The organism is Cupriavidus sp. MPR-AND1C (assembly GCF_058809705.1).
The window spans coordinates 64,523-91,370 of record NZ_JBXASU010000015.1; the positions used below are offsets into that span (position 1 = coordinate 64,523).

Sequence of the window (26,848 nt, forward strand, 5' to 3'; positions counted from 1 at the left end):
CGCACACCATGTCTGAACTCATGTCCCTGCAAGGGAAAGTCATCATCATCACCGGCGCCGCACAGGGCGTCGGCAAGGCCACCGCGGAACTGGCGCTCGGCCTGGGCGCAAAGGTGGGCCTGGTAGACCTGAAGGCAGATGCGCTTGAGGAGATCACTGCGCGCTTTCCCGGCCGCACCGTTGCCTATGCGGGCAGCGTTTCCGATGCCGACTTCGTGGCCTCGTCCATGGAGCATGCGCTGTCGCACTTCGGCAAGGTCGACGGCCTGGTCAACTGCGCCGGCATTGTGCGCGCAGCGATGATCGAGAACATGACGCTGCAGACCTGGAACGAGGTCATCGACTGCCACCTGACAGGCTCTTTCCTGTGGCTGCAAGCGGTGGGTGCGCACCTGGTGGAGCGGGCGAAGCAGGGGGAGAAGGTCAGCGGCTCCATCGTCAACATCTCGTCGGAAGCCGGACGCCGGGGTTCGATCGGCCAGATCAACTACGCCAGTGCCAAGGCCGGCATGCTCGGCATGACCATGAGCGCCGCGCGTGAATGGGGCAAGTATGGCGTGCGCACCAATTCGGTTTGCCTGGGCGTGGTGGAAACGCCGATGACCGAGACCATTCGCGCAGAGCGCTTCCGTGACGGCATCCTCTCCATGATCCCGATGGGGCGCTGGTCGCAGCCGCATGAAGTGGCGCAGCCGATCTGCTTCCTCCTGTCGGATGCGGCCTCGTATATCCTCGGCCAGCACATCGGCGTGAACGGCGGGTATCACCTGTCGAGCTGAGCGGAAGAGGCCTGACTCCGCCGGCGTTGGGGTTCGGGCTCGCATCGTGGCCGTGGATGCCCTGATCTCCAGAATGTCGGCGCAGGCAGGCTGGTTGCCTGCGCGGATCAGGCGTCGTCCGGCGCCGATGCCGCAGGCGGCGCCGGCATGAGCTCACGGGCGATGGCGACGAAGTTCCGCGTGGTGGCGTTGACCGTTTCCGGCAGCGTTACCAGGGCAATGCCGAGATTCAGCCTGGCCGGCATGCCTGTCAACGGGATCAGCTTCACACCTTCGCCGGCCTGCCTGGCGGCGGTGCCCGGCACCAGTGCCACCCCGAGACCGCTTTCCACCAGCGCGAGGATGGAGGGCACCTGCACCGCTTCCTGGACGATGGGCGGCTGAATGCCCGCCTCGTGAAAGGCAATCATCGTCATGGAATGCATGGCCGGTACAAAGGCTCGCGAATACAGGATGAATGGCGTGGCGCCGAGTTCCGGCAAGTCCACCTCGTCACGCGCTGCCAGCGGCGAATCGGCACTGACGGCCAGCACCATCGGATCGGGCTGGAGCAGAAGCACGCTGGCGCTGGTGCGCTCGAGGATGGGGTGGCGCACCAGGGCGAGGTCCAGCGAATGTTCCTCGAGCCGGCGCAGCAGTTCCACCGTGGTGGATTCCTCGATCACTAGGTCCACGCGCGGATATTGCAGCCGGAACGTGCGGATCAGCCGCGGCATCAGCGAATATACCGCCGAGCCGACAAAGCCAACGCGCAGCTTGCCTTGTTCGCCGCGCTCGCCTTCGCTGGCGGCGCGGCGGATCTCATCGGCGAAGAAAAGGGTATTGCGCATCTGGCGCAGCACGGTCTCGCCCACAGGGGTGAGGCGAAGGCCCGAGGGCAACCGTTCAAAAAGGATGACGCCCAGTTCATCTTCCAGCTTGCGGATGGCGGTGGAGAGTGGCGGCTGGGCCATGTGCAGCCGCTCGGCCGCGCGGTGGAAATTGAGCGTTTCGCTCAGCACCAGGGCCTGCTTGATTTGACGAAGATCCATGCGTGATGAAACGAGCCGGTCGCGCGGCGAGTGTGCCGCAGGACAGACTATGCGCGAGGCCACGGCGAGGCGCAATCAGGCGCGACCCGTGCCCGGTGCAGGACTATGCCCGGGCGAGGGCGCGCACCTTTTCGATTTCGCCGTCCGGCAGCCAGCCGGCCAGAGTCTTGCCGTAGTCGTGCACGTCCGGTGCGCACGGCGGGGCAGGCCGCGCGGCCGGGGTGCGGCTAAAGCGCGGTGCTGGAGCTGGCTGCATGATGCCGTCGATGTCGATGAAGGTCTCGCGCGCCCGGAGGTGGGCGTGCTGCGGCGCTTCCTCAAAGCTGAGCACCGGCGCAAAGCAGGCATCGGTGCCTTCGAGGAGCGCGCACCACTCGTCGCGGGTGCGGGTGCGGAACACCTCGGCCAAACGCTCGTGTGCGGACTCCCAGTTGCCGGGGTCGAGCTGCTCGCCCAGGCTCGCGGGATCGATGCCGATCCTCTGGAGCAGGTCGCGGTAAAAGCGTGCCTCGATCGGGCCGGCGGAAATCCAGTGGCCGTCCTTGCACTGGTAGACGTTGTAGTAGTGCGCGCCGGAATCCAGTACATTGGTGCCGCGCTCAGGCCGCCATTGCCCGGCGGCCGTCATGCCGAAGAACACCGTGCCGAGCGAGGCGGCGCCGTCGACGATCGCGGCATCGACCACCTGGCCCTCACCGGACTTGCCCGTCTCGATCAGCGCGGCCAGCACGCCGGTGACCAGGAACATCGCGCCGCCGGCGAAGTCGCCCAGGTAGGCGGGCGGAATCGCCGGCGCCTGGCCGCGTCCGCCGATCGCGTTCAGGGCGCCCGTCAGCGAGATGTAGTTGATGTCATGCCCGGCGGTGTTCGCCAGCGGCCCGGTCTGGCCCCAGCCGGTGACCCGCCCATATACCAGGCGCGGATTGCGCGCCATGCATTCCTTCGGCCCCAGGCCCATGCGCTCGGTGACGCCAGGGCGGAAGCCTTCGATGAGCGCGTCCGCCTTTTCCACCAGGTCCAGCACCACGGCCACGGCCTGCGGATCTTTCAGGTCCAGCGCAATCGACTTGCGGTTGCGCAGCATCAGGTCAAACCGGCGCTCGCGCTTTACACCCAGGTCGGCTTCACCGGGGCGCTCGATGCGCAGCACTTCGGCGCCCATGTCGGCGAGCAGCATGCCGGCCATGGGGCCGGGGCCGATGCCCGCCAGTTCAATGATCTTCATGCCTGCGAGGGGTCCCATGGTGCTCCTTTGTGCGGGTCGGGGAGGGCGCTCATTCCACCGGGATGGCGGCGGTCTTCACGATATCGCGGGTGCGCTCGATCTCCGCCAGCTGGAACTGCCGGAGCTGCTGCGGGCCGCCGCTGAACACGTTGCCACCCAGGTTCTCGATGAACTTCGCACTTTCGCGCTGTTGCATCGCTTCGCGCACGGCATCGGAGAGCGCCCTGACGATCTTCTCCGGCACTTTCGCGGGCGCGAACAGGCCCGTCCAGGCGCTTACCTCGAAGCCCGGCGCACCGCTCTCGGCGATCGTTGGGACCTGCGGCAGATCCTTGAGCCGATGCGCCTCGGTCACCGCCAGCGCCCGGATACGGCCGGCGCGGATCAGCGGCAGCACGGCGCTGATCTCGCCGATGGAGTAGTCGACGTTGCCGGCCGCCACGTCGGTCATGGCTGGCGAGGTGCCCTTGTAGGAGATGGGATTGCCCTTGATGCGGAAGCGCTCATGGAACATTTCCACCACCACCTGGTAGCCGGCACTGCCGCTGGCGTAGTTGAGCTTGCCGGGCGCCTTGCGCGCTGCCGACACCAGATCGTCCAGCGTCTTGCAGGCAGAGCTGGCGGGCACCACCACCACCATGGCAAAGCGGGCGATGCGCTCCACCGGCGTGAAGTCTTTCACGGGATCGTAGGGCAGTGTCTTGAATACCGCCACGTTGGTCACCATCGACGAATTGCTGCCAACGAACAGCGTGTAGCCGTCGGGAGCGGCCTCGGCTACGGCGCGCGCCGCAATGAAGCTGTTGGCGCCGGGGCGGTTTTCCACGACAAAGGGCTGCTTGAATTTCTCGGTCAGATGCTGCGAGATGAAGCGGGCCGTGGTGTCTGCACCACTTCCCGGGGGCAGCGAAACGATCACCTTTACCGGACGGTTCGGATATGGGGACTGCGCCGTGGCCGGTACCGAGGCCAGCGCCAGCGACGCCGCGATCAGGTACAGCTTCAGGTGGTGGAATGTCATGTTGTCTCCTTTGTGGTTGTCTTCCCGGCCGCGTCTGCGTGGCGGCCGGGGCGTTGGCGGTCAGACGCGCCGCTCGAGGAAGGCGTCCAGGGCCGCTTCGTGCTCCGCGGTGTGATGCGCCAGTGCCTGGAAGCTGGCCGACATGTCCAGGATCGTGTTCATTCGGGAGTGGACGGATTCACGCAGCAGACGCTTGGTCATGCGCAGCGCGTGGCCGGAGTTGCGCGCGATGCGCTGGGCCAGTTCCATCGCCGTCGGCAGCAGGGCTTCAGCCGGCACTACCTGCGACACCAGGCCCCAGTCCAGCGCACGGCGGGCGTCGATGGTGTCGCCGGTAAAGGCCAGTTCGCACGCGCGCGACATGCCGACCACGCGCGGCAGCAGCCAGGCGCCGCCGTCACCCGGGATCAGCCCCAGCTTGACGAAGGTGGCTGCGAACACGGCCTTTTCCGAGGCAATGCGGATGTCGCACAGGCAGGCGAGGTCATTGCCCGCGCCAAGCGCAGGGCCATTCACCGCGGCGATGATCGGCACCTCCAGGCTGCCCAGGGCCAGCGGCACGCGCTGGATGCCGTCCCGATAGGCATAGCTGGACTTGACGGGCTCGCCCAGGCCGCTGCCCATCTTGTTGCGCAAGGTCTTGAGGTTGCCTCCGGAGGAGAACGCGGGGCCCGCACCGGTCAGCACCGCCGCGCGGATCGACATGTCGTGATTGAGCTTGCCGCACATCTCCGCCACCGCCTCGACTGCGTCGTCATCGGAAATCGCATTGCGCGTTTCCGGGCGGTTCATGGTGATCAGTGCGACGGCGCCTTCGCGCTTGAAGTCGAGAAAGCTGGTCATGGTGAGTATCGAATGGAATGGCTGGTGTCGGTCGTCGCCGGAGCAGGCGCTCCGGACAGGTTCCATTCGATGCTACGGATGATGGGGCGATGTGGAAAATACTTTTGGTATGTCGCGCAATACATCGGCTGTATCGCGCGGTATCAGGGGGTGATGGCAGCGAACTTTGCGGCATGGCGGGGGACGGGAGCCGGAGCGGTCCACCGAGCTGTCGTCAGACCCCCCGCGCTCTCCGGCAGCCGGTGAGATTCGTGCCGCATCCAATTTGCTAAACCGCCTCGCGCAACCGGCTGCGGTACTGGTGGGGCGTTACGCCTTTCCAACGCCGATAGGCACGAATGAAGTTCGACATCTCGCCATATCCCAGCGCTTCAGCCACTTTTAGGCTGCACTGGCCACAGTGCGAAACGCATGGAAGCGTCAAAGCCGGCAGCCCAGGAGACATCAGATGATCGGGCCCCGCGAAGAAAAACGTCGCATCAATTCTCGCTCATCAACGCATCACGTACCTCGACCAGCGCCGCCAGGTACTCGTCGTGGTTCTTCTTCATGCGCTCGGCCGGCCCGGCCAGGGAGATGCCGGCCGGCTGGCCGCCCAGCCATCCCGACACGGTGAGTCCGTGGACACCCTCGCTGCCTTCTTCCTGTGCGTCGTACCAACCGCGCTTGCGCCCTTGCGTGATCTGGGTCATAAGCGTGTCGATGTCGACGATGGTGTGTTCCGTGATCGGGCGCAGATCGCTGCCGGCCAGCGCGGAGCGGGCCTCCTCGGACGGCAGCAGGCCCAGCAGTCCCTTGCCTAGCGCTGAGGCGTGCAAGGCGACGCGGGAGCCAACTTCGATGATGTAGCGCAACGGCATCCGGCTGGGCTGCGTGGCGATGACCTTGACCGCGGTCTTGTCAAGCACGCCAAAGAAGGCACTCTCATTGGTCCTTGCCGTCAACTGCTCGACCGCTTCCTGTGCCACGGTGGTCAGCGGATCATTCTCGGCGATCTGCCGCGCGATCTCGAACAGGCGGCCGGTGGGGTAGAAGCGCCGGGTGCGCGAGGTGCGTATCAGGTAGCCCAGCGAATGCAGTGTGTGGAGCAGGTCGGAAGTGCTGCTTTCCGGCAGAGACAGCAGGCGCGCCATGTCGGAGTTGGATAGCTCGCGCTTTTCACGTGCGAAGACTTCAAAGACCGACATGGCGCGGCTGGCGGCAGGAATCAGGGTGGGCATGATGGCTGGACTTGGTTCGGTTGACGGCAGAACTATACGAAATTTCGTAGAGCTTGAGAAGCCTGCCTGCCGAATCCGCCGGCCTACCGCACCACGCCGCTTTGCCTCAGCCGGTCAATATCGCTCCCGGCGTAGCCTGCCACCTGCAGGATCTCGTCGGTGTGCTCGCCCAGCAGCGGCGCACGCTGGCGCACCGCGCCCGGCGTCTCGCTCAGCTTGATCGGCACGCCGGCGATTTTCACCGGCTTGGCCGAGCCCGGTTGTTCCACATCCACCAGCATCTCGCGCACCGCGTAGTGCCTGTCCGCGAAAATTTCTGCCGAGGTGTAGACCGGGCCAAACGGCACCTTGCCGCCAAGGCAAACGGCGATTTCTTCCTTGGTCCGCACCGACGTAAAGGCCTCGATGGCTTCGATGACCCGCTCCTGGCGCTGCACGCGTGCTGCATTGGTGGCAAAGGCTTCGTCAGTGGCCATCTCGGGGCGGCCGATCGCGATGGCCAGTTTCTCCCAGAAGGCGTCGGTGGCGCAGGCAATCGAGACGTGGCCGTCGCGGGCACGGAACAGGCCGAACGGGCACAAGAGCGGATGGCGATTGCCTTCGGGACCGGGCACTGTGGTGGTGTACGAGGTCTGGTAGACGATGCGCTCGCACATGGCCAGCACGGCGTCGGTCATGGCCACGTCGACGAACTGGCCCCGGCCCGTCTCGCGCACGCGGTTGACCGCGGCCAGGATGCCGATGCACAGCATCAGCGCGGGAATCGTGTCACCAACGCCGGGGCCGATCTTGGTGGGTGTGTTGCGGTCAGGGCCCGTGATGCCCATCATGCCACCCATGGCCTGGGACACGACGTCATAGGCGGGCCACTGCGCATAAGGGCTGGCCCCGCTGCGCGGATCCCCAAACCCCCGGACCGTACCGTAGACGAGGCGCGGATTGGTCTGGCGTAGTGTTTCGTAGGCCAGGCCCAGCCGTTCCATTACGCCGGCGCGGAAGTTCTCCACCACGATATCGGCCTTGTCGATCAGCCCGCGCAGGATGGCGCGTCCTTCCTCAGTCTTCAGGTCGATGGCGATCGATCGCTTGTTGCGGTTGACGCTCTGAAAATAGCCGCCAAAGTCGCGCAGCGTGTCGTCGGCGCAAAACGGCCCCGTCACACGGGTGCCGTCGCCGGTCATGGCTTCCACCTTGATCACGTCGGCACCATGGTCGGCCAGGATCTGGGTGCAGAAGGGGCCGGCCAGCATCTGCGTGAGGTCAATCACGCGCAGGCCGGCGAGGGCGCCCATAGGTTTGGCTTGGGTCTGCACAGGCACTCCTTGTCAGGCGGCAATCTTTCCCAGCATGGCATCGGAGATGATGCGCATCTGGATTTCGGAGGTGCCTTCGAAGATCTTGGTCAGGCGCGCATCGCGCCAGTAACGCTCGGCGGCGAAGTGCGTGGTGTAGCCCGCGCCGCCGTGGATCTGCATGCCTTCGCTGGTCACGCGCTCGCACATCTCGCTGGCGAAGAGCTTGACCATCGAGGCTTCTGTGTCGGCACGGGTGCCGTCGTCAATCGTCTCGCACACGGCATAGAGCAGCGCTCGCGCGGCTTCGATCTGCGTGGCCATGTCGGCCAGCTTGAAGCGGATGGCCTGGAAGTTGCCAATGGGCGAGCCGAACTGGGCGCGGTCCTTCGCATACTGGATGGAATCCTCCAGGCTGCCCTGGGCCAGGCCGATCGAGCGGGCTGCGGTGTGGGCACGGGCGGTTTCCAGCCCTGCGGTGGCGAGGTAGAAGGCCTTGCCTTGTTCGCCGACCATCTTCGAGGCCGGCACGCGGCAGCCGTCGAAGGCCAGCTCCCAGGTGGTCCAGCCGTGGTAGCCGATCTTGGGGATGATGCTGCCCTTGACGCCTTCCGGGAGTTCGCCGCGCGGCTTTTCCACCATGAAGGCGGACAGGCCCTTGTGGCGCGCCTTGGGGTCGATCACGGGGTCGGTGCGGCAGATCACCAGGATGAAATCGGCCTCATCGGCAAAGGTGCACCAGTACTTGCTGCCGGTGATGACCCAGTCGTCGCCGTCGCGCACGGCGCGGCACGAGATATTTGCCACGTCCGAGCCGGCGTTGGGCTCGGAAAGCGAGAAGGCGCCAAGGAACTCGCCGCGTGCCATGCGCGGCAGGTATTCGGCCTTCTTCTCCGGCGACAGGCCCTTGAGTGCGCCGATCAAGCCGTTGCCGCGGGCGATCAGGCTGCCCACGCTCATCCAGCCGCGCGAGAGCTGCTCGGCCACCAGGCAATATTCGTAGGCGCCCAGGCCCAGGCCGCCGTATTCCTCCGGGATCAGGATGCCGAAGTAACCAAGCTCGGCCATCTCGTCGATCAGCTCGCGCGGAATCTGGCCTTTTTCCGGGTCCAGCTTGTTGGCGATCGGCAGCACGCGCTCCATCGTGAACTGGCGCGCGGCCTCCTGGATCATGCGCCGCTCTTCGGTCAGTTTCTGCATCGTCTCTTCCTTTGATCTTCGATAGTCTGGGGCGGCCGCTTACGGCAGTACGTTGCGCGGGTCGGCCTTCAGGACGAGCTGCCACGCCTCGCGCGCCATCGGTTCCTGTTTCTCTTCCAGTACATGGGCCAGTAGGCCTGCCGAGCGGCCCACCAGCGCCAGGCCGCGCGCGATCAGGGGGTCCAGCCCCATGGCGGCCACGATGGCGCCGATCGCGCCCACCACGTTCATCGGCAGCTTTCGGTTCTGCTCCTTCACCAGCACCTGTGCGATGGCGTCCATCAGGCGCCAGTGCAGGCCGTAGTAGCCGTTCTGACGAGAGAGCTCACGCAGCGCGGGCACGCGCGGGTCGCCGTCCACGTGGATGGGATGGCCCACGCCGAACACCTGCTGGCGTCGCTCCTTGTAGCGGTGGATCAGCGTGCGGGCGGCTTCCAGCACCTGATCGTCCGTCGCGTCGTCCGTCAGCTCGCGGGTGCCTTCATTGAGCATCTCGGTGGCGTTCTGCATGGGGCCGAGGAACACGCTGCCGGCGCCGAGCAGGCCGGTGGCCACCGCGCCTTGCAGCGCTTCCGGCGCGCCGATGTAGGTCAGGCGCGCGGCCAGCGAGCTGGGCGTGATGCCGTGGTCGGCGGTGGTGACCAGCAGCGCGTTGACCATGGTCTTTTCCTGCGGGCTGGGCAGGCGCGACAGCGTGGTGAAGAAGATCATGTCGACAAAGTCGAACTTGCCGATGATTTCGGTGGCGAGGTTAAGGCCACGCACCACGATCGTGTCCGTGGTGGTGTAGCCGATTTCAGTCTTTACCATGTGGCAGGCTCCTTGCCCTGATACGAGAGGACAGCGTCCAGCGCGGTCACTCCCTGGCCTTGCGGGCGCACCGCAAGGGGGTTGATTTCCAGTTCTTCGATGGTGCCTGCGTGCCTGACGACAAAGTCGGACAGCTTCACCAGCGCGCCGGCCAGCGCGTCGATGTCGAAAGCCGGCTGGCCCCGGTATCCCTTCAGCAGTTCGTAGCAGCGCGTCTCGGTAATCATCTCGTGCGCCGATGCCTGCGTGAGCGGCAGCAGACGGCGGCTGACGTCCTTGAACAGCTCGATGCTGACGCCGCCCAGGCCGAAGGTGCAGACATGGCCGAATACCGGGTCGCGGTGGATGCCCACCACGGCTTCAATGAATGGCGAGGGCAGCATCGGTTCCACCAGCACGCCTTCGATCTGCGGCGCGGCGCAGGCCTTGCTGCCGTTGGCGTGAATTTCCACATACGCCGCGACGGCCGCACTCTCAGATGCGATGCCCAGGCGCACGCCCCCGATATCGGTCTTGTGAGTGATGGCGGCACTGACGATCTTCATCACCGCGCGGCCGTTGGCCACATCGCGGAAGGCCTGGGCCGCGTCATCGGGCGATCGCGCCACCACGCCTTTAGGCGTGGGGATACCGGCCTGTTCCAGCAGCGCCTTGGTCTTGGCTTCCGACAGGTTGGCGGTGGCGCAGGCGCCGGCCATGCTGGCCAGCGGTCGCCATTGGCGGTCGAACCTGGCCTTCCAGCGGCCGTATTCGATGAAGCGCTTGACAGCCAGCACGGCGTTGCCAACCGCGCGCATGGGCATCAGTCCACCCTCGATCAGCTTGCGCTGGCCTTCGCCGGTGCGGTCGCTCATCCACACTGGCACGATGGGGGTGGCGGCTTCCTCGGATTGCACGCGCACCATGCTGTCTGCCAGCATGGCGGTGGTCTTGCCATACTCGACCGGGATCGGCACGAGAACCAGATCGGTGTTGGGGTCGCTAGCGGTGGCCTTGAGCGTGGCGTAGCTCACTTCCGTGTTGACCAGCACCTCCGCGGTCACGTCCACCGGGTTGCTGAACGCGGCAAATCCAGGGAGTGCAGCCCGGAGTGCCTCGGTTGTCGCCGGGGCAAACTCGGCCAGCTTCAGGCCGGCCAGGCCGACCATGTCGGAGGCCAGCGCCGCGGTGCCGCCCGAGAAGCTGTACACGGCCAGCTGTTCCTTGCCCGTGGGCTTGCGGCGTGCCAGCAGGGAAGCCACGTCGATCAATTCGTCGATATCGTCGACTTCGATGATGCCCAGTTGTCGGAACACGGCGGTGTTGATCTCGGCCGAGCCGGCTATGGCGGCGGTATGTGATTGCGCCGCCTTGGCGCCGTATTCCGACTTGCCCACCTTGATGGCTACGATGGGCTTGCCGCGGCGCGCCGCGTGCAGCGCAGCGGCCATGAAGCGCGGGCCGTTGCGCACCCCTTCCAGCGTGGTGACGATCACTTCGATGTCCGGCGCGTCGGCCATGTAGTGGATGTAGTCGCTGACCTCGAGGTCAGCCTCGTTGCCGCCTGAGCACCACAGGCCCACGCCCACGCCACGGTCCATCGCCTGGATGAAGGAGCGGCCCAGGCCGCCACCCTGCGTGGCCACGCCGATGGGGCCAGGGCGGCGGTCGATGCGCCACGCGGGCGAGAACGTCAGGCCCAGGCGCGCGTTCATGTTGTTCAGGCCCGGACAGTTCGGCCCGTAGATGCGCATGCCGGTGCTCACGACAATCTCGCGCATCTCGGCTTCCACTGCGCGGCCGTCTTCGCCGGTCTCGCCAAAGCCCGAGGTGAAGACGATGGCAAATTTGACCCCCAGCTTGCCGCAGTCGCGCAGCGTCTGGATGACCATGTCGGCGCGCACGGCCAGGATGGCCAGGTCAGGTGCGTCCTTCAGGTCGTGGACCGAGGCGACGCACGGTCGCCCGTGGATTTCGGTGCGCCCGGGATTGACCAGGTAGAGATCACCCTTGAACTCGGAGAAGGTGGTCAGGTTCTCCAGCGTGCGGCCACCGATGCTGTCCGGCTTCTCCGATGCACCCACCAGGGCGATGGAGCGCGGGTTCACCAGCCGTGACAGGTCGCTGAACCAGATGCCCTGGCTGCTCATTGCGCTTCTCCGGACGTGCGGCGCTTGAACAGGCAGGTGGCGGCCATTTCGGCCACCACTTCGCCGCGCTGGTTGATGCCCTTGCGCAGGAAGGCGATGATGCCGCGGTCCGGGCGGCTGGTGGCCTTCTGCTCCACCACTTCGATCTCAACGCGGAGCGTATCGCCGATGAAGGTGGGCTTGGGGAACTTCAGGCGGTTCTCCAGCACGCTGAAGAGCGAACCTTCGAAGAACTGGTTGGGAATCGAGCGCGAGGTCAGGCCGGCCATGAACGAGGCCACCAGCATGCCATGCGCGATACGCTGGCCGAAGATGGTGCCCTTCGCGTATTCGGCATCAACATGCACCTTGTTGAAGTCGCCGGTGAGCGCGGCAAAGGCGGCCACGTCCGCCTCGGTGATGGTGCGCGACGAGGTAACGTATGTCATGCCGGGCGTGAGGTCTTCCCAGTAGAGCGTGGTGTTGGCAATCTGTTCGAGGATAGCGGGTTGGGTCATGTCTTGTGTCTCCGTATGGCGTGTCAGGGATCAGGTCAGCGCGCTGATGCCCAGGATCTCGCGGCCGATGATGAGGGTCTGGATTTCTGTGGTGCCCTCCGGAATCATTCCACCGCGCGTGTCGCGGAAAATGCGCTCGATGGGGTATCCGGTGGCGTAGCCCATGCCGCCGTGCACCTGCAACGCCAGGTTGGCTACATCGAAGGCGGCTTCGGTGGCGTATAGCTTGGCGATGGAGCATTCCGTGCGGGAGCTGCCGTTCTGCATCGAACGTGCAGCGCGGTAGCCCAGCGCGCGTGCAGCCTGCGTCTTCATGGTCATGTCCACGATGTGCTTCTGCACCAGCTGGAACGAACCGATCTGGCGACCAAACTGCTTGCGCTGCAGTGCGTAGTCGACCGACAGGTCCAGCGCAGACTGGGCCGCGCCTACCGCGCCCATGGCCACATTCAGGCGACCGAAGTTCAGGCCAATCAGGATCTGGCGCAGGCCCCGGCCTTCCTGCCCGAGCAGGTTGGCGGCGGGCACTTCGGCGTTCTCGAAGGTGAAGGCGGACGTGCCGGTGCTGCGCGTGAACATCGTTTCGACCGGGGTAGCGTCATACTTGGTCTGGTCGCGCTCGACCAGGAACAATGACAGTTCGCCGTTGCAAGTCTCGCTGAAGGTGCGCGCTACCACAATGCCGAAGTCGGCGAACAGGCCGTTGGTGATCCACAGCTTGCTGCCGTTGAGCACGTAGCGGTCGCCGTGCTTGTCGGCGCGGGTCTTGATCTCCGCCACGTTGGAGCCGACATCCGGTTCGGAGATCGACACGAAGGCCTTGCGCTCGTTGCGCAGGAGTGGGCGCATGAAGCGCTCTTTCTGGTCTTCGGTGCCGTAGGCGTTGATGATGCCCGAGACGATGTTCAGCCCGTTGAGCAGGATGCGCAGCGACAGCCAGCAGTAGCCGGCTTCCTCCATCATCACAGCCCAGGTCAGGTAGTCCAGGCCCAGGCCGCCGTCGGCCTCCGGCAGATAGCCACCGAAGTAGCCGAAGTCGGCGAGGCCGGTCAGCACCTCGTGCGGGAAGTGCTTGTCCTTCTCCGCCTGGTCGATGCGCGGGGCAACGTGTTCCTTCAGGTAGCGGCGGATGTTGTCGCGCAGCAGCCGTTGATCGGCATCGAGGCCGTCGACGTCGACATTGGGATCAACCATAGCGGCCTCCGGTCACGAAGAGGGTGGTACCCGTGATGTAGCGGGCGTGTTCCGACACCATGAAGGCGACGGCGCCGGCGATATCGCTGGTCTGCCCCGGGAATGTCACGGCGTTCTTGGCCATCACGTTCTCGAGGATGGTGTCGTAGTTGGGCAGGCTCTTGATGTATTCGGTCTCGATGTAGCCCGGGGCGATGGCGTTGACGGTCACCCCTTTGCGTGCCTGCTCCAGCGACAGCGCACGGGTAAAGCCGATGATGCCGGCCTTGGCAGTGGAATAGTTGGCTTGGCCGGGATTGCCGAACAGCGCGCGCGAGCTGATATTGATGATCCGGCCCCACCCGTTTTCATGCATGTACGGCAGCGCTGCGCGAACGCAGTGGAAGCTGCCCTTGAGGGTCACGTTCAGCACCAGGTCCCAGTCCGCCTCGTCCATCTTCAGGATAGTGCGGTCCTTGACCAGTCCTGCGTTGTTGACCAGCACGTCTACGCTGCCGAAGGCTTCCTTGCCGGCGCCAACCATGTTGCGCACTTGCTCTTCGTTGCGTACATCGCACTGCACGGCAATGGCCTTGCCGCCGGTCGCCTCAATGCCGTGCGCGGTTTCGCTAGCGGCATCAAGGTCCAGGTCGGTGATGACCACCGCCATGCCCTCCTTGGCCAGCATGCGGGCGGTTTCGGCGCCAATACCGCGCGCCGAGCCAGTGACGATTGCCACGCGGCCGTTCAATCCAAGATCCATGTCTGCTCCTGTTGCGTTGCGTTCAGTGGGTTCAGTTATTGGCTAGCAGCGCATTGCGCACTTCGCGCAAGGCAGCCAGGTAAAGTTCGCGATGCGTCTCGATACGTTCGGTCGGCCCGGCCAGCGAGATGGCCACCGGGCGGTCGCCCAGGCGGGCCGAGACGGCCAGTGCCGTGACCCCGGCGGTGCCTTCGTCATGCGCCTCATACCAGCCTTGCTCACGACCGAGCGCCAACTGCGCCATCAACGGTTCCAGGTCTACCACCGTGTTCGGCGTGACGGCCGGGCGCTTGACGATGTCTAGCCGGGCGCGGGCCTCGCCCTCGGGCAACATGCCCAGCATGGCCTTGCCCAATGCGGAGGCGTGCAGCGCGACGCGCTCGCCGACGTCCAGGATGTAGCGCAGCGGCAGCCTGCTCTGGGCGGTAGCCGCAACCCTGACAGCGAGCGGTTCCAGCACGCCGAAGAAGGCGCTTTCGTTGGTCTTTTCGGTCAGCAGGCCAACGGCCTCCTGCGCCAGCTGTGTCAGCGGATCGTTTCTGGCGATCTGCCGCGCGGTTTCCAGCAACCTCGCGGTCGGATAGAAGCGCCGCGTGCGCGAGGTGCGCATCAGGAAGCCGAGCGAATGCAGGGTGTGCAGCAGGTCGGAGCAGCTGCTGTCAGCGACCGACAACAGCTTGGCCATGTCTGAATTGGACAGGTCTCGCTTTTCACGGGCAAACGCCTCGAACACAGCCATGGTGCGGCCGACAGCTGGTATCTGGGTTGGCAAGTCTTTTCTCCGAAATATCGAACATATCCACGAGATTTGATACCAGTGTACGAAGTGGGCCGATCTGCCGCAAGGTTTTTTTCGAGGGGGCGTACATTTCTACGATGTGTCGAATAACATGAGAGTCTAAGAAAATATGTACGTACAATGTGATGCAGAGCATCAGAAGACGCACGGCTTGCTCTTTTGCTTCCTTTTGTCTGAAACAGAAAGAAGAAATTTGGTAGTTCTTGAGGAATATCGGGTGGGGGCGTTGACTGGATGGCTTGCGAGCCAGACTATGTACGTACCTAATTGGATAAGTCGCAAGGACCGGTGCATGCAAGCAGGCGGGCCAAGCAGCACGAAGGGCAGGAGATGACCAAGAATCGCAGCGGCAATTACTTCGAAGACTTTCGCGTCGGCATGAGGCTTCGCCACGCCACACCGCGCACGCTGACCGACGGCGACCGTGGCATGTATATCGGGCTGACCGGCAGCCGCGCCGCGCTGTACACAGCTGCCACCAACGCCAGGCTGGCGGGACTGGAGCGGTGGCCCCTGGAAGACCTGTTGGTTTTCAATACCGCCTTCGGCAAGACCGTGCCGGATATTTCCCTGAATGCCGTGGCCAATCTCGGCTACTCGGACGTGCGCTTCTTGGCACATGTCTATGCGGGCGACACGCTCGCAGTGGAAAGCGAGGTCATCGGCCTGAAAGAGAACTCGAACCGCAAGAGCGGTGTGGTCTATGTGCGTTCCACCGCCATGAACCAGACCGGACAGGCTGTCCTGACATGGATCCGCTGGGTCATGGTGCACAAGCGCGATCCGGCCGCCCGATGCGGGCCCACCGTAATCCCGTCGCTCGAAGGCGTGGTGGCGCCATCGCGTCTTGCGCGGCAGGGTTACACCGCTGGCGTGCAGGACATCTGCATGACGACCGGCGTAACCGACCTGTGGGACGACTACGAAGCCGGCGAACGGATCGACCACGGTGCCGCCATGACGGTCAACGACAGCGATCACAGCATCGCCACGCGGCTGTACCAGAACACAGCGAAGGCCCATTTCGACGGCTTTGCCATGGCGTCCACGCCGGGCGGGGAGCGGCTGGTCTACGGCGGCCACATCATCTCGATCTGCAAGGCGCTGTCTTATGACGGTCTGGAGAACGCACTCTCCATCCTCGCCGTCAACGGCGGCAGCCACGTCAATCCCACCTATGCCGGCGACACCATCTGTTGCGCGTCGATGGTGTTGGACAAGCTGGATCTTGGCAGCGGCCACGTTGGCGGGCTGCGGCTGCGCACGATCGGTGCAAAGAACATCGGTAGCGCCGCGGAAATCCAGTTTCCCGGCCCGGAGGGCGGCAGGGCGGAGCATCCGTCGAATGTGGTGCTCGACCTTGACTACACCATCGCCATCCCTCGAACAGCACAGTAAGAAACACAACAATTGGAGAACGTCATGACCACGGCCACCCATCCGAAACTTGCCCTCTTTGCCGGCGAAAGGGCATTCCCCGCACTGTCCGCCTGCGAACACTTTGCCGGGAGCGAGAAGCTGATCGGCAAGGCCATGGACCTGCAGGTCGAATACGGCCCGGTGTTCGATATCACCTGCGACTGCGAGGATGGCGCCGCCGCCGGACAGGAGAAGGAACACGCGGCCATGGTCGTGCGCATGATCAACTCCGACCGGAACCGATTTGACAAGGCGGGGGTCCGCATTCACGATCCCGCGCACCCCGCATGGCGGCAAGACGTGGACATCGTCATCGGGCAAGCTGCAAGCCGGGTGGCATACATCACCATCCCCAAAGCGACGAACCACGAGCAGGTGAGGGAGGTGATCGACTATATCGGCCATAAAACCCGCGAAGCCGGTGTGAACCGCATCGTGCCGGTCCACGTCCTGATCGAAACGCACGGCGCGCTGCGGGACGTATTTCACATCGCAGCGTTACCGCATATCGAGGTGCTCGACTTTGGCCTGATGGACTTTGTCAGCGGCCATCATGGCGCCATTCCCGCCGCGGCCATGCGCAGCCCGGGCCAGTTCGAGCATGCGCTGCTGGCCCGTGCCAAGGCCGACATGGTGGCTGCCGCGCTGGCCAACGGCATCGTCCCCGCGCACAACGTCTGCCTGAACCTGAAAGACGCCGAAGTCATCGCCAGCGACGCAAGCCGCGCGCGCTTGCAATTCGGCTTCCTGCGCATGTGGAGCATCTACCCGGCGCAGATCCAGCCCATCGTCAATGCCATGCGGCCTGACTTCACGGAAGTGGCCGATGCCAGCGCCATCCTGATAGCCGCGCAGGATGCCGACTGGGGGCCGATCCAGTACAAGGGCGAGCTGCATGATCGCGCAACCTACCGCTACTTCTGGAGCGTCCTGGAGAAGGCGAAGATTACCGGCATGCCGTTGCCGGATGAAGCCGAGGCGCGCTTCTTCCAAGAGGGCGCCAGCGCTTAGCACAAGGACGAAGGCACATGGATTGTGCGTACAATTTGCGATGCAAATGCCCCACCACACTGCAAACCGTCCATGAGCGCCAGACCCAAAGACACCAGGCCCGAATCAACCGGCTCGCCCACACGCTACGCGGAACTGGCCAGCACGCTGGTCACCGATATCGCGGATGGCCGGCATGTGGTGGGCAGCTTGCTGCCCACCGAGCACGAACTGGCGGCATTGCACGGCGTGAGCCGGCACACCGTGCGCGCCGCGCTCCAACGGTTGCAGGACCTGGGCTACATCTCCCGCAGGAAGTCGGTCGGGACCATGGTCGAGAGCGCCAATCCCAAGGCATCGTTTACGCAATCGTTCGGCACCGTGGAAGATCTGGTGCAGGTTGCGGCGACGGAAGTCCGCGCCATTGAGGACGTCCGCGATGTCACGCTGGATCGAGCCGCCGCGAGGCACTTGCAGGCGCCAGTAAAAAGCGAATGGCTGGTGTTTTCCGGCACGCGCGTTGCCGCGAGAAAGGGCGGCACTCCGGTGGCATGGGCTGAGATCTACGTCGACGCTGCGCTCTCCCGCATCAGTCAGACGATCCGCGACAATCCGGACGTGCTTGTCAGTGCCCTGATCGAGCGGGAGTGCGGCCAGGCCATCGCCGAGATCCGCCAGGTCGTGACCGGGATGCTGATCGAGGAACCGCTGGCCAGCAAGCTGGGCGTGCCAGCAAACTCCGCCGGTTTGCGCCTGATCCGCCATTACAAGAGTGCCGGGGGCCGGATCCTCGAAATTACCGACACCATCTATCCTGCAGACCGTGTATCCGTGGCATTTCAGTTGAGGCGGACTCGGGGATAGTTGTTGCCTCCTTGGGTCAGGGTTACCAGCGAGACACGGTCTTGCGCCGAACGGCGCCCGCCAGCTGCAAATGCTTCATGCTGCGTCCGGCGCCGCCACCAGCGCCATCAGCGGCGCCATGCATGGGCTGGCCGCCGCCAGCGCGCGCTGTTCGTCGAGGATGTCCTGCAGGATGGCATGCGTCGTATCCGGGTTGGCCAGCACCACGCGGAAAACGGCGATCGGGCGCCCACCCCACTGTGCCGACATCAACTGCGTGCGCGATACGAACGAACGGCCGGCATCGCGCTGCATTTCCTGGATGCTGATGGTCAGCGCATCCAGGGCGTCCAGGATCTTGTCGCGCCTTTCGGCGCACGCCGTTGCCAGCGCGGCATGCACGGTCTCGGGCACATGGCGATAGGTCAGGATGCAAAGCTGCGGGCGGCTATTGAGCTCGAAATCCGGCTGCCGCGCTATCAGGGATGCAAAGTAGCGGGCGTTATCGATGCTGCGATCGATCAACTGCGCCAACCCCTTGCGACCGAGCAGGTGCAGGTTTGCGTAGAGCATGACTGCCGCAGCGCCCCGCGATCCCTCGAGCGTATGGCGCCCCAGGTCCACCGAGCCCTTGCGCACAATGTAGTTCGCATGCTGGATGATTTCCTGCGTCCACGCCGGGCTCCGGAACAGCACCATGCCGGCGCCCATCGGCACGTAGAACTGCTTGTGCGCATCGATGACGACGGAATCGGCACGCTCGATGCCCGCGAAGCGCCAGCGCTCGCGCTCCGACAGGAGCGTTGCGCCGCCCCAGGCGGCATCCACGTGGAAATGGCAGCCGGCCTCCTGGGCCACATCCGCGATCGCGTCGAGCGGATCGACCGCGCCCGTCTCCGTCGTCCCCGCTATGCCGACGATTGCCATCGGCCGGATGTTGCGCCGCTGCAGGTCACGCAGGGTGTCGCGCAGCAGGTCGATGCGCATGCGCCCGTCCGCATCGACCGCGACCGGTACAAGATTGTCGCGCCCGATGCCAAGGACATCGGCCGCTTTTCGCAACGAGTAGTGGCCGCGCTCCGAGACGACGATCGCGAGCCCGTCATGGCCGTAGTGGCGCAGCGCGGCCACCATGCCGGCGCGATGGATGCCGGCGAAGCCATCACACGCGCCCAGCAACTTGTTGCGGCTCGCCCATAACGCGGTGAGGTTGGCGACCGTGCCGCCAGAACAGATCGCGCCGAGCGCGTGGTCGGCATCGTGCAGCCACCTCCCATAAAACGCGCTGTCCTGGGCAAACACCAGCTTGTGCAGCATGCCGATGACCTGGCGCTCGAGTCCTGTCAGCGCGCCCGACGTCTCGAGTTTCACGACGTTCTGGTTCAGCGCCGCCACCACCTTGGCCAGCGAAGGCATGAACGACGGTAGCGACGACGTCATGTGTCCGACGAATGTTGGCGATGCCACGGGCATCACGTGCCGAAAAACGTCGTGGAGCAGATGATCGGCATGCGCTTGCGGCGATGTCGGCGTCTCTGGCAGTTCTACCGACGCGAACACCGCCTCGCGTGTGGCGCAAGCGCCGACCGGATCAAAACGCTCGCCCGCGAAGAAATCCGCCGGATGCTCGGCGATCCATTGTTCGAGCGACTCGAATGCGCCGCGATCCGCATCGAACCAGCGCAAGGGGCAGTCGTCGCCCCCGTCTGTGCTTTGTGAGGTCTTTTCGCGAGGGATGTCCGGCTTCATTTGCATTACCCAGTTCAATCTAGTGCCGCCATGGTGTGCCGGGCATTATGCCGGAGCGGACGGGATCCGCCACAGGTCGTGACTCCGATAGCGCATCGTGCGTGCCTTCGCGGCGGCAAACGAGCGCCAGTCAGGGTGGCCGCCCGGGAGCTTCTTCCTGCTGCCGGCCATCAGCCAGCGCGCGGTTGGCGGGCAGCGAGGAAGCGCTCGTGCGTGAGCGACGTTATGGCTACCAGAAGGGTAGGCCTCTAGCGAATGATACCCCGTGATTTACGGCGCTTCGTGACGTTGTCAGAGCGGTTCTTGATTCAGGCTCCTGGATTCACCGGGTGACACCGGCTGGGCGTGCTGCGCGATGGCCTTCTCGAAAACCGCAGTGCTGCGGCCTTGTCTCGCTGGGCGCGCAGCGGGAAGTTGATGGCATTTCCCGCCTGGTCGACCGCCCGTTACAGATACTTCCACTGGCCCGGCAACAACAGCGCCGGTACTGCCAACGCGAACGGCTCGAACCAGAACATGGGGCTGGACAACTTGTTCTACACAAACACGCTGGCGCAGACGGCCGCTGGCTGCTATGTCATCGGCAATTGTCCGTGAGTCGCCGCGATGTGGGGTCGCGGGGCGATTCATTCGACAGGCCGGCCCGATTTGGAAAGCGCCGCCGTGAGGCTTGCCACATGCAATGAAACTGCCATATTCACCCTGCCGCCGATCCTGCTGCAGGGTGTTTCTTTGCTCGTGAACGGTTCCCGGAATCGCCGCGAGGACATCTAGGGTTCGATGCCGAGCGCTGCGATCTTCTTGTACAGCGTCGCGCGACCGATGCCGAGCCGGCTGGCAGCCTCGGCGACGCGGCCGCCGGTGGCGCGCAGCGCATCCGACAGCAGGCGCCGCTCGAATGCCCGCATCGCCTCCTCGTACCGCTGCGGCGTGGCGGCGGCAGTCGCCTCGCTCGCATCGTCCTTGCCCGGGGCAGCGTCCTCCCCGCCGCGCGGGGCATCCGCGTGCGTGCCGAGGCCCGCCATGCCATGGCCATCGCCGATGAAGCGCGCCAGCGAGCGCGCGTCGATTCGCTCGCTGTCCGACAGCATGACCGCGCGCTCCAGCGTGTTCTGGAGTTCACGCACATTGCCGGGCCAGTGGTAGGCGCAGAGCAGCCGCAACGCTTCCTCGTCCAATTCCAGATGGCCGGCATCGCGCTGCGAGCAGAGTCGGTCGAGGATGGCGTAGGACATCGCCTCGATATCCGACAGGCGCTCGCGCAGCGGCGGTACGTGGATGGTCAGCACATTGAGCCGGTAGTACAGGTCGGCGCGGAACCTCCCCTGCGCCACCAGGGCCGGCAGGTCGGCTGAGGTTGCGGCAATGATGCGGGCATCGGCGCGCACGATGCGGTTGGAACCCAGTGGCTCGAACTCCTTGTCCTGCAGAACACGCAGCAGCTTGCCCTGCAGCGGCAGCGGCATGTCGCCGATCTCGTCGAGGAACAGTGTCCCACCGTGCGCGAGTTCGAACTTGCCGACGCGCCCCTTGCGGTCCGCCCCGGTATAGGCACCGGCGGCGGCGCCGAAGAACTCCAGCTCGAGCAGGGTGTCCGGGATGGCGGCGACGTTGACGGTGACCAGTGGCCTGTCGGCGCGCCCCGAGGCGCCGTGAATGGCGTGCGCCAGCAGTTCCTTGCCGGTGCCGGTTTCGCCCAGCAGCAGCACCGGCGAGCCGAGCTGCGCCGCGCGGCGCGCCAGGCGTTTGGTTTCCAGGCTGGCGGCGCTGGTGCCGACGAAGCTGGAGAAGGTGTACTTGGCGCGGCGGGCCTGGGCGAGTGACTGTCGTGTGGCGATCAACTCCGCCTGCAGGCGCGAGTATTGGCTGAACAACGGTGTCAGCGCCTTCAGCTCGGCGAACAGAGCGAAGCCCACCGCGCCGATCGTGTTCCCCTGGCCGTCCTTGATTGGCAGCCGCGTGACCACCAGCGGGTCGCGGCTGGTTTCGAGGATATCGAGCAGGATGGGCTCGCCGCTCGTCACCACCTCGCGCATCAGGCTGTGAGGGATCACGGCTTCGCAGTCCCGGCCGATGGCATTGCGCGGATCGGCGAAGCCGAAGCGCGCCGCATAGTCCTGGTTGATCCAGACGATGCGCGCATCCTGGTCGACCACCACCGTGCCTTCGCTCGAGGCGTCCAGCGTATCGAACAGTGACTGCATGGCCAGCTTGCGTACGTGACCGTAGTCGGCCAGCAGCTTGCCGCTGTCGTTAGCGTTCATTTCAACGTTCCTGATGGCGCCGCGCATGCCGGCCTACTCGTCTCTGGTCTCTTAATGGAGACAGTGTGTCCATGTTTTGAGACGTGGCATCCGAAAGACATTCGGCCACTTTCCCTGCTTCCTGGGGCGGTCGGTGGCCCTTGCGGCGGAGATCGCCCCAGGTTGTGTCTCCAGATCGAGACGGATTGTACCCGCAATCACCGGACCGACGGGACCGTGCCCTCGCCGTGAGCCGCCAGGGAAGCCGGAATGCCGCGTGGGACAAGGATTTGCGCGCCAGTGGCACGTTTTGTGCGTTGCATCACCGCCGCGCGGTGCCTTTCACCACGCCCTGACGGGCAAGCCAACCGCCCGGCAGCGTATTCACACGGACAAAACGATTGGAGACAAGATGTCCTTCCTGATAGTGATCGCCGCACTGGCGTTCCTGATGCTGGTCGCGTACCGCGGCTATAGCGTGATCCTGTTCGCCCCCGTCGCTGCGCTCGGCGCGGTTCTGCTGGTCAACCCCGAAGCCGTGGCACCGGTCTTCTCTGGCATCTTCATGGAGAAGCTGGTCGGCTTCGTCAAGCTGTACTTTCCTGTATTCCTGCTCGGCGCCGTGTTCGGCAAGGTCATCGAGTTGTCGGGCTTTTCGGAATCCATCGTTGCCGCGGCAATCAAGTACATCGGCCGCTCACGCGCCAATGCAGTCATCGTCGCGGTGTGCGCGCTGCTGACCTACGGCGGTGTCTCGCTGTTCGTCGTGGTGTTCGCGGTCTATCCTTTCGCTGCGGAACTGTACCGGCAGAGCAATATCCCCAAGCGGCTGATGCCGGGCGCGATCGCCCTGGGCGCCTTCAGCTTCACGATGGATTCGCTGCCGGGCACGCCGCAGATCCAGAACATCATCCCCACCACCTTCTTCAAGACCACTGCCTGGGCGGCACCCATGCTGGGTACCCTGGGCGCGGCCTTCATCGTCGTGGTCGGGCTGTCCTACCTGGAATGGCGCCGGCGCGCGGCGGCCGCGCGAGGCGAGGGCTATGGCGACTCGCTGCTCAACGAACCTGAGCATGTCGACTCGACCCACCTGCCCAACCCGATGCTCGCGATCGCTCCGCTGATTCTGGTCGGCGTGGCCAACTTCGCGCTGACCAAGCTGATCCCGCAGTGGTACGGCGACAAGTACTCGGTGGATCCGTCCGTGCTGCCGGGCGTGCACGCCCCGCTGACCGTGTCGATCAAGAGCGTGGTGGCGATCTGGGCCGTCGAGGGCGCGTTGCTGCTCGGCATCCTGCTGGTCTTGGCCACCGCCTTTGGCCGCGTGCGCGAGCGCTTCGCCTCCGGTACCAAGGTGGCGATCTCCGGCGCATTGCTGGCCACGCTCAACACCGCGTCGGAGTACGGTTTCGGCGGCGTCATCGCGGCCTTGCCCGGCTTTCTTGTGGTCGGCGATGCACTCAAGAGCATCCCGAACCCGCTCGTCAATGCCGCCGTCTCGGTCTCGACCCTGGCTGGCATCACGGGATCGGCCTCGGGCGGCATGAGCATCGCGCTGGCCGCGATGTCGGACACCTTCATCAAGACCGCGCAGGAAATGCAGATACCGCTGGATGTCCTGCATCGCGTGGTCGCGATGGCCAGCGGCGGCATGGATACGCTGCCGCACAACGGCGCGGTCATCACCTTGCTGGCCGTGACCGGGCTGACGCACCGGGAATCCTATCGCGAGATCTTCGCCGTGACGCTGATCAAGACGCTCGCCGTGTTCTTCGTGATTGTCACGTTCTATGTGACCGGCCTGGTCTGACTACGCTTCGGAGCTGATTCATCATGACTACTACCTCTTCCGCCCCGCTCGCGGGCAAGACCGCCCTCGTCACCGGCTCGACCAGCGGGATCGGCCTCGGCATCGCCAGGGCGTTGGCCAAGGCGGGCGCCGACATCGTGCTGAACGGATTCGGCGACGCCGAGGGCGCCGTCGCACAGATCGAGGCGCTTGGCGTGCGTGCCATCCACCACGGCGCGGACATGAGCCGGCCCGGCGAGATCGAAGCGATGGTCGCTTTCGCGGCCGAACGCTTCGGTGGCGTGGACATCCTCGTCAACAATGCCGGCATCCAGTTCGTCGCGCCCATCGAGGACTTCCCCGCGGAGCGCTGGGACGCGGTGATCGCCATCAACCTGAACGCCACGTTCCACGCCATGCGCGCTGCCTTGCCGGCCATGCGCGCACGCGGCTGGGGCCGGGTGATCAATATCGCCTCCGTCCACGGGGTGGTCGCGTCTGCGGGCAAGTCCGCCTACGTGGCGGCCAAGCACGGCGTGATCGGCCTGACCAAGGTGGCCGCGCTCGAAACCGCGCGCAGCGGCATCACGGTCAACGCAATCTGTCCGGGCTGGGTGCTGACCCCGCTGGTGCAGCAGCAGATCGACGACCTTGCCCGGCGCGAAGGCCTTGCGCCGGACGAGGCCAGCGTCAGGCTGCTGGGCGAGAAGCAGCCTTCGGCGCGGTTCGTCACGCCGGAGCAGATCGGCGAACTGGCCGTGTTCCTGTGCTCCGGCGCCGCCAGCGAGATGCGCGGCGCCGAACTGAAGATTGACGGCGGCTGGACGGCGCAGTAGGCGGCCTCGAACCTGGGAGCAAGTAGAGGGCTTCTGCCTGGGTGTCGGACGCAGCCGGATCCCCATTTGCCGGCATGGGGAGCGCACTGGCAGCAGCCTCCGACACCTCCATCGCCAATGGCAGCGCACTACTTCACAGGTATCGCATAATAGTGCCAGCCGGCGTATTGTGACTAAAGACGGGCGGGAGACAACAACGTGAGCGATTCCTTTGCGAAACAGGATCTCTATGGTGCGCGGACCGGCAAGATAATGAGCGCGCGCCAGGCGGTGCAGTTGATACGGGATGGCGATACGGTTGCCACTGGCGGCTTCGTCGGTATCGGTTTCGCGGAGAACATCGCGGTCGCGATGGAAGAGTTGTTTCTGGAGAGCCAGGCAGCCGAGTCATCCGATCTGCGTTATCCGCGCAATCTGACACTGGTCTACGCGGCCGGGCAGGGCGACGGGAAGGACCGGGGGCTAAATCATCTCGGCCACATGGGTCTTGTACGACGCGTGATCGGCGGTCACTGGGGCCTGGTGCCGCGGTTGGGGGAACTGGCCGTCAACAATGCGATCGAGGCGTGGAATTTGCCGCAGGGGGTGATCTGCCACCTGTTTCGCGACATTGCTGCCGGCAAACCAGGCACATTGACGCGCGTCGGCCTCGGTACCTTCGTCGATCCACGGTGGGGCGGCGGAAAACTCAACGCCCGCACGCAGACCGACCTTGTGCGGCTGATGCCGATCGATGGCCGCGAGTACCTCTTCTATCAGGCTTTTCCGATCCACGTCGGTATCATCCGCGGCACCACTGCCGATCCGGATGGCAATATCACGATGGAGCGCGAGGCGCTGACGCTCGAAGCACAAGCCATTGCGATGGCGGCGCATAACAGCGGTGGCATTGTCATAGCGCAGGTCGAGCGCCTGGCAGAGCGCGGCACGCTCAGGCCGCGCGAGGTCAAGATTCCCGGGGTGATGGTCGATGCGGTGGTGGTGGCGGAAAAGCCGGAGTATCACATGCAGACATTTGCCGTGCCATACAGCGCGGCATTCGCGGGTGAGTTGCGTGTGCCGCTGGCGAGCATCGGCGGCATGCCCCTGAACGCGAGGAAAATCATTGCCCGGCGTGCGGCGATGGAGCTGCGTAACAACGACGTTGTGAATCTGGGCATCGGTATGCCGGAGGGCATCGCAAGCGTTGCGGCGGAGGAGAAAATCATTGATCTGCTGACGCTGACCGCGGAGCCAGGGGTGATTGGCGGCATTCCGGCCAGCGGGTTGAACTTCGGCGCTGCGACCAATCCGCAAGCCGTGATTGACCAGCCAAGCCAGTTCGATTTCTACGATGGCGGCGGACTCGACGTTGCCTTTCTCGGTCTGGCGCAGGCGGATGCGCAAGGCAACGTCAACGTCAGTCGCTTTGGCCACCGGCTGGCCGGGGCGGGCGGTTTCATCAATATCTCGCAGAACGCGCGCAAGGTCGTATTTGTCGGGACGTTTACCGCCGACAAGTTCGAGCTTGTCGTCGAAGAAGGCAGGGTGAGCGTGCGCCACGACAGGCCCGCAGTCAAATTCGTTGACGCAGTCGAGCACCGAACCTTCAGCGGCGGATTCGCACGCGAGGCCGGAACAGTGATTCTATACATCACTGAACGATGCGTATTCGAGTTGGGCGAGTCCGGGATTGAGTTGACAGAGATCGCACCGGGGATGGATCTGCAAGGCGATATTCTTGCGCACATGACCTTCCGTCCCTCTGTTCGCACGCCACTGAAAATCATGGACGCGCGCATCTTTGCTCACGCCCCCATGGGATTGCGTGCTCAGTTGCTGGATCTGCCGATAGCGCAGCGGTTGCGCTACGACGCAGAGACCAAGTGCCTCTATATCAATCTCGCGGGAATGGAGGTCTGCAGCGTCGACGATATCGAGCGTATCCGACGCGCTGTTGACGAGCGCCTGGCGCCGATCGGCGAGAAGGTATCGGCCATCGTCAACTATGAGCATTTCAGTTTCCTGCCGGAGCTGGCCGAGGCCTACGCGGAGATGATGGCCGATTTGAGCGCACGTTATTATCGCAGCGTGACTCGCTACACCACCAGTGCCTTCGAGCGCGCTCAACTCAAGAGCGCGTTGGCGCAGCATCTGGGCGATCTCAGGCTCTTCTCGAGCGAGAATGAAGCTGGGGAACATCTGGACTAGTACA

24 protein-coding genes and 1 pseudogene are annotated in these 26,848 nt (G+C 64.7%); 8 read left to right on the forward strand and 17 right to left on the reverse strand.

Features of this window, described 5'->3' with window-relative positions; genetic code table 11:
* Nucleotides 1-8 precede the first annotated feature (8 nt).
* Nucleotides 9-779, forward strand: a complete 771-nt coding sequence (locus AC1RWI_RS11365) for an SDR family NAD(P)-dependent oxidoreductase (protein WP_492866454.1) — start codon at nt 9-11, stop codon at nt 777-779.
* 107 nt (nt 780-886) lie between these two features.
* Here the strand turns inward: AC1RWI_RS11365 and AC1RWI_RS11370 are convergent, their stop codons facing one another.
* From AC1RWI_RS11370 to AC1RWI_RS11435, 14 genes are all read right to left on the reverse strand, one after another.
* On the reverse strand, nt 887-1,810 hold the full coding sequence (locus AC1RWI_RS11370; protein ID WP_492866456.1) for a LysR family transcriptional regulator: 924 nt from the start codon (nt 1,808-1,810) through the stop codon (nt 887-889).
* A 103-nt stretch (nt 1,811-1,913) separates the two neighbouring features.
* A complete protein-coding gene (locus AC1RWI_RS11375) occupies nt 1,914-3,053 on the reverse strand; it encodes a CaiB/BaiF CoA transferase family protein (protein ID WP_492866458.1) in 1,140 nt (379 codons plus the stop codon).
* Nucleotides 3,054-3,084: 31 nt separating this feature from the next.
* Complete coding sequence (locus tag AC1RWI_RS11380; protein WP_492866460.1) at nt 3,085-4,056, reverse strand: Bug family tripartite tricarboxylate transporter substrate binding protein; 972 nt, start codon at nt 4,054-4,056, stop codon at nt 3,085-3,087.
* Nucleotides 4,057-4,116: 60 nt separating this feature from the next.
* On the reverse strand, nt 4,117-4,899 hold the full coding sequence (locus AC1RWI_RS11385; RefSeq protein ID WP_492866462.1) for a crotonase/enoyl-CoA hydratase family protein: 783 nt from the start codon (nt 4,897-4,899) through the stop codon (nt 4,117-4,119).
* A gap of 268 nt (nt 4,900-5,167) precedes the next feature.
* The gene (locus tag AC1RWI_RS11390; RefSeq protein ID WP_492866464.1) at nt 5,168-5,344 is read right to left on the reverse strand and encodes a helix-turn-helix domain-containing protein; all 177 of its coding nucleotides are present in this window, start codon (nt 5,342-5,344) and stop codon (nt 5,168-5,170) included.
* 34 nt (nt 5,345-5,378) lie between these two features.
* Nucleotides 5,379-6,119, reverse strand: a complete 741-nt coding sequence (locus tag AC1RWI_RS11395; protein ID WP_492866466.1) for an IclR family transcriptional regulator — start codon at nt 6,117-6,119, stop codon at nt 5,379-5,381.
* Nucleotides 6,120-6,202: 83 nt separating this feature from the next.
* Nucleotides 6,203-7,411, reverse strand: a complete 1,209-nt coding sequence (locus AC1RWI_RS11400) for a CaiB/BaiF CoA transferase family protein (RefSeq protein ID WP_492866468.1) — start codon at nt 7,409-7,411, stop codon at nt 6,203-6,205.
* Between the two features lie 33 nt (nt 7,412-7,444).
* Nucleotides 7,445-8,611 (reverse strand): acyl-CoA dehydrogenase family protein, encoded by a 1,167-nt coding sequence (locus AC1RWI_RS11405; protein WP_492866470.1) that lies wholly within the window; start codon nt 8,609-8,611, stop codon nt 7,445-7,447.
* Nucleotides 8,612-8,650: 39 nt separating this feature from the next.
* On the reverse strand, nt 8,651-9,421 hold the full coding sequence (locus AC1RWI_RS11410; protein ID WP_492866472.1) for a citryl-CoA lyase: 771 nt from the start codon (nt 9,419-9,421) through the stop codon (nt 8,651-8,653).
* Nucleotides 9,415-11,550 (reverse strand): acetate--CoA ligase family protein, encoded by a 2,136-nt coding sequence (locus tag AC1RWI_RS11415; RefSeq protein ID WP_492866474.1) that lies wholly within the window; start codon nt 11,548-11,550, stop codon nt 9,415-9,417. The genes AC1RWI_RS11410 and AC1RWI_RS11415 overlap by 7 nt, the downstream gene beginning before the upstream one ends.
* On the reverse strand, nt 11,547-12,047 hold the full coding sequence (locus AC1RWI_RS11420; RefSeq protein ID WP_492866476.1) for a MaoC family dehydratase: 501 nt from the start codon (nt 12,045-12,047) through the stop codon (nt 11,547-11,549). The genes AC1RWI_RS11415 and AC1RWI_RS11420 overlap by 4 nt, the downstream gene beginning before the upstream one ends.
* A 30-nt stretch (nt 12,048-12,077) precedes the next feature.
* Nucleotides 12,078-13,241, reverse strand: a complete 1,164-nt coding sequence (locus tag AC1RWI_RS11425; RefSeq protein ID WP_492866478.1) for an acyl-CoA dehydrogenase family protein — start codon at nt 13,239-13,241, stop codon at nt 12,078-12,080.
* Entirely contained in the window at nt 13,234-13,983 is a 750-nt protein-coding gene (locus AC1RWI_RS11430) for an SDR family NAD(P)-dependent oxidoreductase (RefSeq protein WP_492866480.1), read from the reverse strand. Before AC1RWI_RS11430 ends, AC1RWI_RS11425 begins: the two co-directional genes overlap by 8 nt.
* Nucleotides 13,984-14,014: 31 nt before the next feature.
* Nucleotides 14,015-14,755 carry an IclR family transcriptional regulator gene (locus tag AC1RWI_RS11435; RefSeq protein WP_492866482.1) on the reverse strand — a complete coding sequence of 247 codons (741 nt, stop codon included), beginning with the start codon at nt 14,753-14,755 and terminating at the stop codon, nt 14,015-14,017.
* A 357-nt stretch (nt 14,756-15,112) separates the two neighbouring features.
* Between AC1RWI_RS11435 and AC1RWI_RS11440 the strand changes: the two genes are divergently transcribed.
* From AC1RWI_RS11440 to AC1RWI_RS11450, 3 genes are all read left to right on the forward strand, one after another.
* Entirely contained in the window at nt 15,113-16,180 is a 1,068-nt protein-coding gene (locus tag AC1RWI_RS11440; RefSeq protein ID WP_492866484.1) for a MaoC family dehydratase, read from the forward strand.
* Nucleotides 16,181-16,204: 24 nt separating this feature from the next.
* The gene (locus AC1RWI_RS11445; protein ID WP_492866486.1) at nt 16,205-17,212 is read left to right on the forward strand and encodes an HpcH/HpaI aldolase/citrate lyase family protein; all 1,008 of its coding nucleotides are present in this window, start codon (nt 16,205-16,207) and stop codon (nt 17,210-17,212) included.
* A 72-nt stretch (nt 17,213-17,284) separates the two neighbouring features.
* Nucleotides 17,285-18,055, forward strand: a complete 771-nt coding sequence (locus tag AC1RWI_RS11450) for a GntR family transcriptional regulator (protein ID WP_492866488.1) — start codon at nt 17,285-17,287, stop codon at nt 18,053-18,055.
* A 75-nt stretch (nt 18,056-18,130) separates the two neighbouring features.
* Here AC1RWI_RS11450 and panP read toward each other — a convergent pair whose 3' ends face one another.
* Together panP and AC1RWI_RS11460 are read right to left on the reverse strand one after the other, a co-directional pair.
* Nucleotides 18,131-19,789 (reverse strand): pyridoxal-dependent aspartate 1-decarboxylase PanP, encoded by a 1,659-nt coding sequence (gene panP / locus AC1RWI_RS11455; RefSeq protein ID WP_492866490.1) that lies wholly within the window; start codon nt 19,787-19,789, stop codon nt 18,131-18,133.
* A gap of 330 nt (nt 19,790-20,119) precedes the next feature.
* A pseudogene (locus tag AC1RWI_RS11460) lies at nt 20,120-20,250 on the reverse strand (DDE-type integrase/transposase/recombinase); the annotation flags it as partial.
* Here AC1RWI_RS11460 and AC1RWI_RS11465 point away from each other — a divergent pair.
* Nucleotides 20,201-20,380 carry a hypothetical protein gene (locus tag AC1RWI_RS11465; RefSeq protein WP_492866513.1) on the forward strand — a complete coding sequence of 60 codons (180 nt, stop codon included), beginning with the start codon at nt 20,201-20,203 and terminating at the stop codon, nt 20,378-20,380. The pseudogene AC1RWI_RS11460 and the gene AC1RWI_RS11465 sit on opposite strands and share 50 nt — an antisense overlap.
* Nucleotides 20,381-20,553: 173 nt before the next feature.
* Here AC1RWI_RS11465 and AC1RWI_RS11470 read toward each other — a convergent pair whose 3' ends face one another.
* Nucleotides 20,554-22,047 carry a sigma-54 interaction domain-containing protein gene (locus AC1RWI_RS11470; protein ID WP_492866492.1) on the reverse strand — a complete coding sequence of 498 codons (1,494 nt, stop codon included), beginning with the start codon at nt 22,045-22,047 and terminating at the stop codon, nt 20,554-20,556.
* Nucleotides 22,048-22,438: 391 nt separating this feature from the next.
* Between AC1RWI_RS11470 and AC1RWI_RS11475 the strand changes: the two genes are divergently transcribed.
* From AC1RWI_RS11475 to AC1RWI_RS11485, 3 genes are all read left to right on the forward strand, one after another.
* Entirely contained in the window at nt 22,439-23,839 is a 1,401-nt protein-coding gene (locus AC1RWI_RS11475) for a GntP family permease (RefSeq protein WP_043346470.1), read from the forward strand.
* A gap of 23 nt (nt 23,840-23,862) precedes the next feature.
* Nucleotides 23,863-24,654 carry a 3-hydroxybutyrate dehydrogenase gene (locus AC1RWI_RS11480; RefSeq protein ID WP_492866494.1) on the forward strand — a complete coding sequence of 264 codons (792 nt, stop codon included), beginning with the start codon at nt 23,863-23,865 and terminating at the stop codon, nt 24,652-24,654.
* A 252-nt stretch (nt 24,655-24,906) separates the two neighbouring features.
* A complete protein-coding gene (locus tag AC1RWI_RS11485; RefSeq protein WP_492866511.1) occupies nt 24,907-26,844 on the forward strand; it encodes an acyl CoA:acetate/3-ketoacid CoA transferase in 1,938 nt (645 codons plus the stop codon).
* The last annotated feature ends 4 nt before the right edge of the window (nt 26,845-26,848 follow it).